Source organism: Nitrospira sp. ND1, from assembly GCF_900170025.1.
Classification (GTDB): Bacteria; Nitrospirota; Nitrospiria; order Nitrospirales; family Nitrospiraceae; genus Nitrospira_A.
The window spans coordinates 1,416,644-1,430,128 of the sequence record NZ_FWEX01000006.1 but is presented as its reverse complement, the minus strand read 5'-3'; the positions used below and the strand labels follow the sequence as shown (position 1 = coordinate 1,430,128).

The 13,485-nt window shown below is 60.4% G+C and carries 15 protein-coding genes; 8 read left to right on the top strand and 7 right to left on the bottom strand.

What is annotated here, in order from left to right:
* Nucleotide 1: 1 nt before the first annotated feature.
* Together NSND_RS11315 and NSND_RS11310 are read right to left on the bottom strand one after the other, a co-directional pair.
* Nucleotides 2-1,033, bottom strand: a complete 1,032-nt coding sequence (locus NSND_RS11315; protein WP_159450757.1) for a WD40/YVTN/BNR-like repeat-containing protein — start codon at nucleotides 1,031-1,033, stop codon at nucleotides 2-4.
* Nucleotides 1,034-1,114: 81 nt separating this feature from the next.
* Nucleotides 1,115-2,254: a lipocalin-like domain-containing protein gene (locus NSND_RS11310; protein WP_235000230.1), complete on the bottom strand. Its 1,140-nt coding sequence runs from the start codon at nucleotides 2,252-2,254 to the stop codon at nucleotides 1,115-1,117.
* Nucleotides 2,255-2,432: 178 nt separating this feature from the next.
* Here NSND_RS11310 and NSND_RS11305 point away from each other — a divergent pair, with 178 nt between their 5' ends.
* Genes NSND_RS11305 through NSND_RS11290 form a run of 4 tightly spaced genes read left to right on the top strand, consistent with a single transcriptional unit; the run spans nucleotide 2,433 to nucleotide 5,789 of the window.
* Nucleotides 2,433-3,122, top strand: coding sequence for an LON peptidase substrate-binding domain-containing protein (locus NSND_RS11305; protein WP_080879109.1), 690 nt, complete (start codon nucleotides 2,433-2,435; stop codon nucleotides 3,120-3,122).
* Nucleotides 3,122-4,093 (top strand): ATP-binding cassette domain-containing protein, encoded by a 972-nt coding sequence (locus tag NSND_RS11300; protein ID WP_080879108.1) that lies wholly within the window; start codon nucleotides 3,122-3,124, stop codon nucleotides 4,091-4,093. Before NSND_RS11305 ends, NSND_RS11300 begins: the two co-directional genes overlap by 1 nt.
* A gap of 29 nt (nucleotides 4,094-4,122) precedes the next feature.
* Complete coding sequence (locus NSND_RS11295; protein WP_080879107.1) at nucleotides 4,123-4,902, top strand: ABC transporter permease; 780 nt, start codon at nucleotides 4,123-4,125, stop codon at nucleotides 4,900-4,902.
* Between the two features lie 26 nt (nucleotides 4,903-4,928).
* The gene (locus NSND_RS11290; protein ID WP_080879106.1) at nucleotides 4,929-5,789 is read left to right on the top strand and encodes a SirB1 family protein; all 861 of its coding nucleotides are present in this window, start codon (nucleotides 4,929-4,931) and stop codon (nucleotides 5,787-5,789) included.
* 188 nt (nucleotides 5,790-5,977) lie between these two features.
* Here the strand turns inward: NSND_RS11290 and NSND_RS11285 are convergent, their stop codons facing one another.
* Nucleotides 5,978-6,736, bottom strand: coding sequence for an MBL fold metallo-hydrolase (locus NSND_RS11285; protein ID WP_080879105.1), 759 nt, complete (start codon nucleotides 6,734-6,736; stop codon nucleotides 5,978-5,980).
* On the bottom strand, nucleotides 6,733-7,191 hold the full coding sequence (locus NSND_RS11280) for a MarR family winged helix-turn-helix transcriptional regulator (RefSeq protein ID WP_080879104.1): 459 nt from the start codon (nucleotides 7,189-7,191) through the stop codon (nucleotides 6,733-6,735). The genes NSND_RS11285 and NSND_RS11280 overlap by 4 nt, the downstream gene beginning before the upstream one ends.
* A gap of 101 nt (nucleotides 7,192-7,292) precedes the next feature.
* On the opposite strand from NSND_RS11280, the gene NSND_RS11275 reads away from it, so the two are divergent.
* Nucleotides 7,293-7,925 carry a HEAT repeat domain-containing protein gene (locus tag NSND_RS11275; RefSeq protein ID WP_159450756.1) on the top strand — a complete coding sequence of 211 codons (633 nt, stop codon included), beginning with the start codon at nucleotides 7,293-7,295 and terminating at the stop codon, nucleotides 7,923-7,925.
* A 37-nt stretch (nucleotides 7,926-7,962) separates the two neighbouring features.
* Here the strand turns inward: NSND_RS11275 and NSND_RS11270 are convergent, their stop codons facing one another.
* Nucleotides 7,963-8,796: a metallophosphoesterase gene (locus NSND_RS11270; RefSeq protein ID WP_080879102.1), complete on the bottom strand. Its 834-nt coding sequence runs from the start codon at nucleotides 8,794-8,796 to the stop codon at nucleotides 7,963-7,965.
* Nucleotides 8,793-9,458 carry a hypothetical protein gene (locus tag NSND_RS11265; protein WP_080879101.1) on the bottom strand — a complete coding sequence of 222 codons (666 nt, stop codon included), beginning with the start codon at nucleotides 9,456-9,458 and terminating at the stop codon, nucleotides 8,793-8,795. The genes NSND_RS11270 and NSND_RS11265 overlap by 4 nt, the downstream gene beginning before the upstream one ends.
* 121 nt (nucleotides 9,459-9,579) lie before the next feature.
* Here NSND_RS11265 and truD point away from each other — a divergent pair, with 121 nt between their 5' ends.
* From truD to NSND_RS11250, 3 genes are all read left to right on the top strand, one after another.
* Nucleotides 9,580-10,632 carry a tRNA pseudouridine(13) synthase TruD gene (truD, locus tag NSND_RS11260; protein WP_080879100.1) on the top strand — a complete coding sequence of 351 codons (1,053 nt, stop codon included), beginning with the start codon at nucleotides 9,580-9,582 and terminating at the stop codon, nucleotides 10,630-10,632.
* Nucleotides 10,633-10,739: 107 nt separating this feature from the next.
* Nucleotides 10,740-11,984 carry an ornithine cyclodeaminase, nickel-pincer nucleotide-dependent gene (locus NSND_RS11255; RefSeq protein ID WP_080880862.1) on the top strand — a complete coding sequence of 415 codons (1,245 nt, stop codon included), beginning with the start codon at nucleotides 10,740-10,742 and terminating at the stop codon, nucleotides 11,982-11,984.
* Entirely contained in the window at nucleotides 11,981-12,781 is an 801-nt protein-coding gene (locus NSND_RS11250) for a dimethylarginine dimethylaminohydrolase family protein (protein WP_080879099.1), read from the top strand. The genes NSND_RS11255 and NSND_RS11250 overlap by 4 nt, the downstream gene beginning before the upstream one ends.
* Before the next feature lie 266 nt (nucleotides 12,782-13,047).
* Here NSND_RS11250 and NSND_RS11245 read toward each other — a convergent pair whose 3' ends face one another.
* Entirely contained in the window at nucleotides 13,048-13,407 is a 360-nt protein-coding gene (locus NSND_RS11245) for a zinc ribbon domain-containing protein (protein WP_080879098.1), read from the bottom strand.
* Between the last annotated feature and the right edge of the window lie 78 nt (nucleotides 13,408-13,485).

Below are 13,485 nucleotides of genomic sequence, written 5' to 3'. Positions count from 1 at the left end.
CCTACGGCGCGGGCGCCGCTTGCGCGTGACTGGTCAGGGGGATCGGGGTCCACTGTGCGCCGCCGTTGATCGACCGATACAACCCGCTACCATTGGTCCCCAGATAGAGCAGTTGAGGATCGCTCGGGCTGAGGCTGATCGTCCGCACATTCATGGTCGTCAGTCCCTGGTTGTGGGCTTGCCAGGTTTTCCCGCCATCGACGGTCTTGAGAATACCCTCCGGGCCACCGATGTACACAATGTTGGGATCGGTCGGATGCAGGGCCAGGGTGCTGATGAATTGATTGGCCAGGTTCTGGCCGATCTGTTCCCAGTAGTCGGCCCGGTTGGTGGATCGAAAAAGCCCCTTGGTGGTGGCGGCGTAGACGATGTCGGAATTACGCGGATCGACCGCCAGCATATTCACCCCGAGCGCCATGGCGGCGTTCAGCACATCGTCAGGTATGAGTCCGTTGTTTTTCTTCTGCCAGGTCGTGCCGCCGTCTTCACTGCGATAGGTGCCGCCTGTCGTCCCGGCGTACAAGACGCGAGGGTGTTGATGATCCATGGTGATGCAGGTGACGATATGCACTTCCTTCATGCCCGCCATCCGCTCTTCCCATTCCCGGCCTCCGTTTTTGCTGACAAAGGCGCCGACCGTCGTGGCAAGGTAGATGAGCTCGGTATTGTCGGGATGGAAGATGATTTCATTGACGAAGGACACATGCTCTTTGAGCCCGACATTGTGCGGGAGCCAATGCTGCCCGCCGTCCGGGCTCTTGTAGATGGCATCGCCCATTGTGCCCGCGTAGACCGTGGCAGGGAGTTTCGGGTCGATCGCCAGGGTCGTCACGCGGCGGGCCGTGAACGCCTGAAACTGTTCCCAGGTCGCGCCACCGTCGCGGGTCTTGTGCACGGCTTCGTTCGTCGCGACATAGACGATGTTGGGGTTCGACGGATGGAGCGCGATCGAGACCACCGCCGCTTCGCGCGACCCGCAGGCCAGGAGGAACAAGCCGACCAGGCAGACGGATGTCCGGAGCAGGGCAGCCATTCGAGTTCGTCGTGTCATCACAATGGCCGCAGACCTAACCATAGCGTGGCGATTGAGTCAAGGTAGACATCAGGCGAGTGGCTACAGTCGCTGGGTGAAGCGCTCGGCGTATCCCGTGAGTTCGACATAGCCACGTCCCGTGACGGCTGTGCCGTGGGCCTGTCCGGTGGCGGATACGGCCCCTTCCCAGTACACCACGCGGGTGCTGCGCGCGGTATTCAGTTCCTGGTCGGCGAGCAACGATCGCACATCCAGATTGAGTCCCAGGCTGGGCGCCGTGATTCGCCACTGTTGCGGATACTGCGCCTTCGATCGCGGGCTTGTCCAATAGTCGAGCGACTCAACGGTGAGGTCCCGGGCCGTGAGCGGCTGAGTTCGTCCATCGGCAAAGACCAAGGTGCCGCTGGAGACGGGGTCCGCCGATCCATCGGCCCGCCGCAGGGAATACCACATCAGTTCGGTCGCGTCGCTCAACTGCAGGCTGAACCAGTCCCATCCCACGACATCCCGCTCCAGATCGGCTGAGCCGAATTCGTGATCCATCCAGCTGAGACCGGAGACGGAAAAGGTGTCCGCGCCGATGCGAATCTCCCCCTCGGTTGTCAGGTGGGTGAACGAATAATAGTGAGAGGCCTGCTCAGGTCGCGCGCCCTTGCGGCTGATGCCCTCCCGGCCGTGGAGCACGAGCGACTTCCCCGGGGTGACCTGCAAATCGATCGCAAATGCATCGGTGGCGGCCTGGAGCTTCTGTCGGGACGACGTGGGATCATCCATGGTGGCTGACCAGCGATCGATCCAGACATGCAGCCGGTCCGTCTCCGCGCCGGCCTTTCCGAGACCTTCGCGACTGAGTTTATCGGCAAAAAGGAATCGGTTGCCGTCGAGGTCGGTGAGGGCGAAGTGGGCCAGATAGAGTTGTTGAATCGACCACTGCGAGGGCTGAGTCCGGACTTGTTCCGGTGGAATGCCTCGCCTGAAAAAGGTGAGCTCAAATCCGAACTGCCGGCCTCCGGCAGCCGTGAGATGGCCGGTGTAATACCACCATTCAGTACGAAACCGTTCGTGGGCGCCATGGTCTTTAGGAAATTCATACCGGTAGCCGGGCTTGGCGGTGTCAAATGACGGTGCCTGGTTGTCCGTTGCCACAGAATGAACGGTGCCGGTCAGAAGCACGACCATAACCGCCAGGGCGGCGAATGCAGAATGGCGCACTGTGATCACGTCCGACTCACCGGCTGTCGCCTGTGCGCGGTGAGGAGTGGCGGCCTATGATGCGGTGCCATATTTGATGAGGGACCGACGGAACGCCAGTATTCATGAGGGTTTTGCGAGGGTCATTTCCGTGACTGCCTTGCCCGGAAGCGTTGACAATTTTGCAAAGCATCAGCTATCGTGAGCCATGTTTCTTGAGCCCGAACGTGACCAGTCGAGCCGGGAGTTATCGGGAAAGGCGCAGCCGTTTCCGGTGCCGGAGCGCATTCCGTTGTTTCCCCTTCCCAACCTCGTCTTCTTTCCCAAAACCTATCTGCCGCTCCATGTGTTCGAACCGCGCTACCGCCAGATGGTAGCGGATGCGGCGGCGGGAGGGCAATGCATCGGGATGGCGTTGCTTAAAGAAGGATGGGAAGAACAGTACGACGGAAATCCCCCGATCTTTTCGATCGGGTGTGTCGGACGGTTGGCCAGTGTTCAAGCCTTGCCCGATGGCCGCTCGAACATCCTCCTCCAAGGCCTTGAGCGCTATGAAATACACGAAGAGTTTTATGAGAAGAGTTATCGCGAAGCCCGGGTCGCGCTGAAGCCGCGGGAAGGCGCTGTCTCCATGGAGCCGGCGCTACGCCGCTATCTGACGGACGTGCTCGACGAATATCTCAAGGCCGATGAGGAAGCCTCGCCGCTGCACAGCCTGGTCCGGCCCGATGTGAGCGACGAGGTGTTCGTGAATTCCCTCTCGACGTATCTCGACTGCACCCCGCTGGAGAAGCAGTTTTTGCTGGAAGCGGACCATGTGCCGCAGCAGGCCCGCCGTCTCAGCGACCTCATCCAGTTCAAGCTGGCGGAGCGGCACGGTGCCGGAGGGTGGGGCTGATGTCGCGGGCGGTCGCCATCGAGGTGTCGCATCTCGGGAAAACGTACGAGAAGGTCCGTGCCGTTGATGACCTGTCCTTTCAGGTCTATGCGGGAGAGATATTCGGTCTGCTCGGCCCGAACGGCGCCGGTAAGAGTACCACACTCCGTATCCTGATCACGCTGCTCCATCCCACATCCGGGTCGGCGACGATTCTCGGCATGGATTCGGTGAAGGATGCCGACCGCGTCAGGAAGACGATCGGGTACGTGCCTCAGGAGCGGGCGATCGATCGGTTCCTGACGGGGCGGGAACATCTCGAGCTACTCGCCGATCTCTATCACCTGTCGCCTGAAGACGCGTCCACACGTATTCCCCAATTATTGAAGCTGGTTGAATTAGAGCAGCAGGCTGATCGTCCCGCAAAGACCTATTCCGGTGGCATGAAACGGAAATTGGATATCGCCTGCGGTCTCTTGCCCGACCCGAAGATCCTCTTTCTCGACGAGCCGACGCTCGGCTTGGATGTACAAAGCCGGTTGCGCATTTGGGATCATGTCCGGGCCATGCGGGAGCGGGGCATTACCGTCGTCATGACCACCAACTATCTGGATGAGGCCGATCAGCTCTGTGATCGGATCGCTATCATTGACGGAGGTCGGATCAAGGCCCTGGGCGTTCCCAACGAGTTGAAAGCCGGTTTGGGCGGAGACTTGGTGTCGCTGACGGTGCGGGAGCATGAACGTGTCGAGTTGCTTGCGGCGGCGGTGAAGAATCTGCCGGCCATTCGAGCTGTGACGACCACCCCGACCGGGCTGGATATTCGAGTCGATTCTCCCGAGAAGGCCCTGCCGGCCATTCTTGAAGCGGCGAATCGTCTGACCTGTCAGCTGGAGTTCATCGACTATCACCGGCCGCGATTGGATGATGTGTTTATTGCCCATACGGGGCGGTCTATCAAAGACGACCAACCGAAGGCAGAGGGTCAGTAAGGCTCGATCAAGAGCGTTGTGAAGGGTCTATGAAAGAATATTGGCAGGAGATTCGGGCACTGACGATGCGCTGGGTGCGCCGGCTGAGCCGGGAAAAGTTCAGCATGCTCTTTACCCTGGTCCAGCCGATGTTATTCTGGTTGATCTTCTTCGGGAATTTGTTTCAACGCGCCGCAGACATGCAGGTGACGCAAGCGTCGAGCTACATCAGCTTTCTGACCGCCGGTGTGGTCGTTATGACGGTGTTGAACAACGGATTGGCCGGTGGCGTGGATCTGCTCTTCGACAAGGAGAACGGGTTTCTCGAACGGCTGATGTCCACCCCGATTCACCGCACGTCGGTGATTCTGAGCCGGTTCATTTTTGTGACGACCATCACGTCGCTGCAAGTGCTGGTCATTCTTGGTGTGGCCTGGTTGTTCGGGGTGCAGCCGGTCACGGGATTGTTGGGGGTGGCGACGATCTTGTTCATCGGCATGATGTTCGGTGTCGGGCTGACGGCGATTTCCATGGCCATGGCCTTTTCAGTGAAAAGCCACGGCGATTTTTTCTCGGTCCTCGGGTTTCTCTCCCTGCCCATGATTTTCTTGAGCTCGGCCCTGGTGCCGCTGGCGGCGATGCCGGGCTGGATGGGTTTTCTCGCGCAGTTTAATCCCATGACCTGGGCGATTGATGCCGTGCGGCCGCTCATTCTGCAGGGATGGGCTGAAGCCCTGCCCCATGTCGGCATGGTCATCGGGGTGATGGTGTTGTTCGATGCGCTGTGCCTCTATGGCGGCGCGCGCGCTTTCCGGCGGGCGATCGGGTGAATGGGATTGCGCAGCGGAGTCCTTCCATGTTTGTGAATGAAAGCCAAATCCGCGCCTTGATTCGACTCCTCGGCGATGAGGACGAACGGATCGTCAAGACGATCAGCGGGAAGCTCATCGATTTCGGCGACTCCGCCGTGCCGCTCCTGCAGGAAGCGGAGATCGAGCAGCCGGAGATGGCCGATCGTATCGTCACGGTGCTGGAGGAAATCCGCGGGACCAGGCTGGAAGAAGAACTCCGGGATCTCATCGCCCTTCCGGAAGATCACATCGATCTTGAAACGGGGGCGTTCCTGTTGGCGCGGTATGCCTATCCGACGCTTGACGTCCAGAGCTATCAGCGACAATTGGATCGTATGGCTCAGGATGTGCGGGAGCAGATCGGGTCCCGGGTCTCAGGGGAAGAGACTGTCAAGGCGCTCAATCGCTACCTGTTCACCGAAGCGGGGTTTAGAGGAAACACCAAGAACTACTATGAGGTCGAGAACAGTTATCTCAACTGTGTGATGGACCGGCGAACAGGAATCCCGATCAGTCTTTCAACCGTGTATCTGCTCATTGGAAAGCGGTTGCACCTGCCGGTGCAGGGGATCGGCATGCCGGGCCACTTCCTCGTGAAGTTCGACTCCGATCGGTATAAGATCTTCATCGATTGTTTCAACGGGGGCGCACTGCTGACGGAGAAAAACTGCGCCCGTTTCCTGACGGAAGCCGGTTACGGATTCGAAGACCGGTTTCTCCAGAAGAGTCCCACTCGCGCGATTCTCGCCCGTATGATCAAGAATCTGCTCGCCATCTACAATAAGCTCGATGAGCCGCTGAAAAAGACCCGCCTGCCTCGCTTCATTGAAATATTGGGGTGTGAGCAACGAGAAGAAGGGCTGTAGCAGGATGCTGAAAAAGTCCGTCAGCTTCGTCTCGCTTCGTCCAGATCCTCAACGTACCGCAAGGGTACGCCTCGGATCTTCACTCGCTGCGGCCTTGCTGGACGGGCTTTTTGAGCATCCTGCTCGTCTGTTCTCGCCAGCGTGCCTCTCTCTTTTATGTTCTAGAACGAACCACCGACGGTTCCTAGCTAAGCTTTGAGCTTGAGCAGGTCCCGCGCCATCCGAATGCGTCCTGAGAAATAGTTTCCCGCCTGTGCGCAGACGTCATACCGTTCTGCAATCGGATAAAAATGGGACAGTACAAGTTGGTTGATGCCGGCTTCCTGCGCCACGCGGCCGCAGAGCCCGGCGTGGAGATGTCCTGCGCCCGGGCGGTTTTCCGGAAAGGAACAGTCCAGAATGGCAAGATCCGCCTCGTGGCAGAGACGGACCAGGTTGTCGCAATAGAGGGAATCTCCCGAGTAGGTGACGACATGGTCCTGATATTCGATGCGGTAGCCTACGCAATGCAGTCGAGGCGCATGGGTCACCGTCCCGGGTTTGATGCGGGTATCGCCGAGGCGGAAGGCGCGATCGGAGACTTCTCGAACCGTGACGCGAAACGGTGCGCGGTTGAAACTCGGGAATGTCGTCATCATCGCGCGCATCAACTTGGCGGTGCCATGCGGACCGATCAGGGTCAACGGAGGTCTGGTGCCGCCTTGGTACTTGCAGAAGATGACGGCATCGAAGAAGAAGGGAATGAAATCCGCAAAGTGGTCGGCGTGGAAATGAGAAAACAGAATATGTGTAATCCGGTGCCGATCGACACCGCTGGTGATCAAGTTGCTGAGCGTGCGGGGTCCGAAGTCGAGGAGAAAAGTCTGGTCGGTCTGAACCAGGTACCCGGCCGCAGCGCGTGTCGGGTGAACGTTTGTGCCTGAGCCCAGCACCGTGACCCGGATCATGCCGTCGGCTTCTCCTGAAAGCTCCGGTGGAGGCGGCGGAGGAGCGTGCGCAATTGCTCCGCTTCTGCGGTGGTGAGCGCTCGTTCGAAAAAGGGGCGTAAAAATGCGATGTGGGCCGCAAATGTTTTCTTGAACAGGCGGTCGCCTTTCTCGGTCAGGCAGATGCGCGTGCTTCGTCGGTCATCGGCGACCGGCGTGCGTCGAATCAACCCCTTATCCTCCAGGCGGTCCAGCACGCCGGTCAGGGTCCCCTTGGTCACCAAGGTGGCGGTAGAGAGTTCGGCGCAGGTCAGTCCTTTGGTATCGCCCAACGTGGCAATCACGTCGAATTGGGAGGGGGTCAGCTTCAACGAACGCACGTGACGGCTATCCATGCGCCAAAAGGCGAGGTAGGTCTCGACCAACGGGCGCAGGACTTTGAGGTGTGGATCGTCTTTGAGGTCGGGTAACTCCATTGCGCGCGCAGCCTAGTCATCCCATCGGGTAGCTGTCAAGAGTCGGCCGCCCAAGGTCGCGTTGACGCCGCACAGACCGTCCCCCTATCATGTCGCCTGCCATGCCTCGTCACGCGCAATCCGGCCAAGCCAATCTGACCACGATTCTTCTCCTGCTGGGTCTTGTTGTATCCGGCGTTTGGGTGTGGAAGCGTCTGTCACCGGACATGCAGGACCTCATCATCGACCAGGCGCTTCCCCTGGCCGCCCTGTCGCTTGCGATCATGGCGGTCGCGTGGATCCTCATTGGAAAGATCGTCAAACGCCGTCGAAGGAATCAGCAGCGGGCGCGATTGATCAAGTTATTCGAGAGCCAGACCGCCTCCGACAAACGACTCACGCTGGCATTCGCGGTGATCGAGGTGAACGAATACCGGCGGGTTGGGCTCGAAGCGATCGCATCGCAGTTCCAGGAATTATTTGTGACGACCCTCAAGCGGGCGTTGGGAGACAAACAACATCAGGTACGGGGAATGGCGGCAAGCCACCTGGGAGTGATCGGCGACGACGCGGCTGTGGCCCATCTCCTGGCGGCCTTGGAAGATGACCATGCTTATGTGCGATCCAGCGCGGCATTGGGCCTCGGTCGGTTGCGAGCCAGCGCGGCCAAGGACAAGTTGGCCTATGTCAGCAAGGAAGACTGGGATCAAACGGTGCGGAGTCGGGCACGCGAGGCGTTGGAACGTATTCGATGAGAAGGTAACGTAGCGGGCAGAGCAGATGGTCGAACGATTACGCGGCCCATTCGAGCAGAACGATTTCAGGCGGGCAATTCAACCGCATGGGGATGACCGACCATCCGATCCCACGGTTCACGTAGAGCCGGTGGGTGCCTTTGGTATACATGCCGTTTGTCCGCCCATGGCAGCCCGGCGGCAACCAGAACGTGGGAATGGAGGGGATCCGCCACTGCCCGGCATGGCTGTGTCCGCAGAGGGTCAAGTCCACGTGGTGTTCAGGCGCGAGCTGGTCCAGGATATTCGGCGCATGCGCCAGCACGAGAGTGAATCGTCCCGCCCGCGATGAGGGAATGCAACGGAGATCCGCACGGTGCAGTGACGGATCGTCAAGCCCGACGATGGCCAGTTCCCCTGTGTCCATCGGCAGGAACGTGACTTGGTTGAGCAGGAGCGTGACCTTGCGTCGGTCGAATTGCTCGGTAAATTCGTCCACCCGGATGCCACTGTAGTGGTCGTGGTTACCGAGCGTGACGAAGACCGGTGCCAGACGCCGGAGTTCCGTCAGAAAGCGAAGCACATGCGGCAGGCCGTCGCGGACGTTCAGGAGGTCGCCGGTGATAAAGATCCAATCCGGCCTCAAGTCGGCGACGGTGCGGACGAGCGCCCGGTGTCTGGGGCGATAGCGGTCCAGATGGAGGTCGCTGAGATGCACGGCTCGCCGGCCCGCCAGCGGAGCATGGATGAGGGAGAGGCGGGTGATGGCCGGCGCGGACAGCCCGATTTCGACCCCCGGCATCACATTGAACAGATGATGAAAGGGGCGGCTCAGCCAATGGCCGATCCAGACGCGCGTCAGCTCCTGCCACCGCATCAAGGAGGAGATCATTCCATCACTCGATTGAGATGCGCCTTGTCTGCGGTGGTAACGCGGTAGCCCTGGTCATACAGTTTGCCCATGCCGGTCATGAGCGCTTCCATGCCCCGGGCTTCGTGTAGGGAATCGAAGTGTGAAGTGAGGGAACGGAGATGGGCATCCGCTCCAAGCGATGGTTCAGCGGCCAGGTTCAGCGCCATCAGCATGTCGTGCAGTTCACGGCTGCTGTAGGTCGAGTTGTCGTCGCCGTCCCCGACCAGGGCGAACTCGTAAAAGGTCAGGCTGAGGGAGAGAAACGCCTGGGTGCGTTGGAAGTCGTTGCGAACGGCGTCGATCCCGCCCGGGTAACGCGTGCGGCAGTCGGAGCCTTCCTGCTCTGAAGAATCAGCGAAGATCCATGGTGACGTTGTCTGTCGGCTCCAGGCAATGTTCTGCACGGCAGGCGGGTCGGGTTTGTGCCGCTGCTGCTTGTAGAACCAGGTCATGCATTGACTGGCCACAGCAAAGGCCTGCTTGTCGGTGTCAGCCTGGCGGCGGATGTGCTGGGTGAATTGGGCGAAGACATCGATGCCGTTCAACCGGGTCGCGGCCATGGATGAGGGGGCGAAGCCGGCCGTCATCGCGCAGCACAGCAGCCAGACGGCGCAGCAGATATGACCAAATCGGATCGACATCGGGTTCGTCTACAGATAATTGCAGGAGTCGTGGACGGCCTCATTCGAGTATAACACGGGTAGGGCCTGTGCCTACCCAAATGACCGCAATTGTGCCCGATGAAGCACGAGAAGGAAACCTATGCCGCCTCCGTCCTGGCTCGATGACACGGTGCCCTATTTGACCGCCTCGGTTCCTGCCCTCGGCGGCCGGATTCGCAGTACTCCGGATGATTTTTGTGTGGAGGAACGGCCACTGTATTTGCCTTGCGGCGAAGGTGAGCATCTGTATATCCGGGTAAAGAAACGGGGGCTGTCCACGCCGGATCTCGTCTTGCGACTTGCCTCCCAGCTCCACGTGAAAGCCCAGACCATCGGGGTGGCCGGGCTGAAAGATGCGCAGGCCGTGACGACGCAGATGTTGTCGTTGCAGGGAGTGAAGGCAGAGACCATCTCGGCATTACCCACCGACGAGCGGTTGCTGGCGCTGGAAGTCCTGGGGCGCCATCGCAACCGGCTTCGTAAGGGGCATCATGCGGGCAACCAGTTTCGTCTGGTGATCCGGGATGTTCGGGAGCGCAGCGAAGACGACCTGCAAGAGTTGTTCGATGAACTCGTGCGGCGGGGCGTCCCCAACTATTTTGGTCCGCAACGGCAAGGGCGATCGGGGACGAACTTTCAATTGGGTGCCGAGTTGCTCCAGGACGCGGCCCGTCGGAACAAGATGCCTCGCAACAAACGCATCTGGTTCATGAATGCCTACCAGTCCCATGTGTTCAATCGCATCGTCGCCAAACGGATCGAGAGCATCGACCGGGTGTTTCTGGGCGACTGGGCGATGAAATCGGACAACGGTGCCTGTTTTCCTGTAGAGCAGCCGGAGGTCGAGCAGCCGCGTGCCGACCGGTTTGAGATCAGTCCGACCGGACCACTCTTTGGCTCCCGCGCACCCTGGGCGACGGGGGTCCCGGGTGACATTGAACAGGCCGTGGTGGCTGAGCTGGGCACCACGCCGGAGCTTCTGTCGAAAGCCGGCGCCGAATGTGGATTCCGTGGCGAACGGCGAGCCCTGCGCGTCCGTCTCAACGAGTTGTCCTGGTCGCTGGAGGGCACTGTGCTGACCCTTGGCTTCTGGCTCCCTCCCGGTTCCTACGCCACGAGCGTCCTGCGGGAAGTGGTGAAGAAAAGCGACTGACCCTCGCGCCTCATTCCTTCCGGCAGATGGTAGAATTTACAGAGTCAGGCATGTTCCTCCCGGACGCCTTCCGCTCCGGCGCCGGCACGAGTCGTGAGAGGTCCGTCATGACCGCATCGCAAGAAACCGTGTTCCTGCAGGGGCACATTATCGATTCGTTGATCCTGGCCAAAGTCCTGGATACGATTCTGATGATGGGCGGTACTTTCGATCTGCAGGACGTCAAGATCGGCGCGACCAGGGATGCCTCTTCCCAGGCGCGGATTGTGGTGCGAGCCCCGTCCGGCCGCCTGTTGGCCGAAATTCTGCGGGCCATCCAACCTCACGGTGCCGCCATTGAGCGTGAAGCGGACTGTCGCTTCGAGCCGGCACCGGCTCCGGGAGTGTTTCCCGAACAGTTCTATGCGACGACACATTTGCCGACCCAGATTCGTCTGGATGGCGAGTGGGTGGAGGTGGAGGGCATGGAAATGGACCTTGGCATCTGTGTCGATCCGGCCAAGGCCCGCGCCAGGACCGTTCCCATGGGGGCGGTGACAGCCGGCGACCTCATCGTGACCGGGCGGGAGGGAATCAGGGTTACACCCCTCGCTCGTCCTGTCGAGCGTGACGTGTTCGGATTTATGGAATCTGTGGTGTCGTCGGAGCGGCCGCATCACCCTGTCATTGCCGACATCGCTCAGCGCATGCAGAAGTTGCGCGAATGGCATCGACAGGGGCGCGCCGGGGCCAAGGTGCTCTTTGCCGGCGGCCCGGCGATCGTGCACGCCGGGGGGCGAGAGGCCCTGGCGTGGTTGATCGAGTCCGGGTACATACAGGTCTTGTTCTGCGGCAATGCCTTGGCTGCGCACGATATGGAAGCCGCACTCTACGGCACGTCGCTCGGGTATGGGCTGACGGCCGGCCGTTCGGTGCCGCACGGGCATGAGCATCATCTGCGCACCATCAATCGCATTCGTACCATCGGCAGCATCGAGCAGGCTGTGCGGTCGGGCGTCATCACCGGCGGAATCATGGCGGCCTCTGTGCGGTGCGATGTGAAGCTGGTGATGGCGGGCACCATTCGCGACGACGGTCCCTTGCCCGGGGTGCTGACGGACTCCATGGCGGCGCAGCAGGCCATGCGCGCGGAAATTCCAGGGGTCGGACTTGCCTTACTGGTTGCATCCACGCTGCATGCGATCGCGACCGGCAATTTGTTGCCGGCCACCGTGCCCACGGTGTGCGTCGATGTGAATCCGGCGGTGCCGACGAAATTGGCTGACCGTGGCAGTTTCCAAGCCGTCGGCCTTGTCATGGATGCCGCCTCCTTTCTCACGGAACTCGCGCGTGAACTCGGGTGGCGTCCATGAGCCGCCTGCTCGTGTGCCCCCCCGATTATTTTCAGATCGATTACGAGATCAATCCCTGGATGCGGCGGGAAAACGGTGTGGATCCAGCGCGTGCCGTCCGGCAATGGCAGGCGCTGATGACCGTGCTGGAGCAGGATGTCGGTGTCGGGGTTGAGCGGATGCAGCCTGTTCAGGGGCTGCCCGACCTGGTCTTTACGGCCAATGCGGGAGTCGTCGTCGGTCGTCGCGCGCTGGTGAGCCGCTTTCGCTATCCGGAGCGACAGCGGGAGGAAGCGCATTTTGCGCGATGGTTCGGTGAACGCGGATATGAAGTATTGACGCTCGACCCGTCCCTGTATTTCGAAGGCGCCGGCGATCTGCTGGGATTTCCGGACACCTGGTTCGGCGGATACCGCCAGCGGTCGGATATACGGGCGTTTCCGAAGTTAAGCGAAATCTTCCAGCGGGAAATCATTCCTCTCGAATTGATCGACAGCCGCTTCTATCACCTCGACACCTGTTTTTGTCCGCTCAGCGGCGGGGACCTGCTCTATCTCCCCTTGGCCTTCGATTCCTACGGCCAGGCGGCCATCGCGGAACGGGTCCCGGAGGATCGTCGGCTCGCGGTGCCTCAAGAAGAAGCGCTTAGATTTGCCTGCAATGCGGTCTGTATCGGCAAACAGGTCGTGATCCCCGCCGGTTGTCCGCTCACGACGAAGCTCCTGGAAGATCGAGGCTATCGCGCCCATCCCGTTCAGTTGGACGAATTCATGAAGTCGGGCGGCGCAGCCAAATGCCTGACTCTCGCCCTGGATTAACCCGGAGCATTCATGAATGCCGTCGCGAGGCGTTCGAGACGGAAGCCAGCCGAGGTCACTCGCACGTGAGGCCGACGCAGGCGTACTCGCAGTCCGTCGATGAGCGAACGAGAAAAGCCTCGCCGGGCGAGAGGGTCGGACGCCGGAGTAGGTAGTCATGAATAGTCCGGGTTAAGCAGAAACGGCAACCGTCATTGGTCAAGCGCAATGGTGACCGGAAGGACAGTCCGTTCACGGGTGACGCGTGACGTCCGACGATGGACCGGCTATTGTCTCGTGCGGAATAGAAACGACAGATACAGGCCGGCGATGGCGGTGGTGGTGAGCTCAATCGTGAGCAGCAGCCGGCTGACGAGGGCATCCGGTTGCGGCGGGGAGAGGATGAAATGAAACCCGAGAAAGGCCGCCGGCTGTGAGGGGGGCGTTTCCCAGGGCGGCATGAGTAGGGAGACAATCAGGACGGTCACCATGCCGTACAGGATATTCAGGTTCAGCTGTTCCTTGGCCGGTCCGGGAGGAGTCGCCGCCGTTCTCCGGCTGGTGTCAGGGCTAACACCTGCTCCGCAGTGGGTGCAATAGCGGTTGATTTCCGGTAGGCCACGTCCGCAGGCAGGACAGGGTTTCATGACAGTCGTTCCAGATGAAGTCTGTAGCCTAACGCGACGGCGGCAGGATTTCCAGTGGCGAGAGAGGGCATCGCTTCG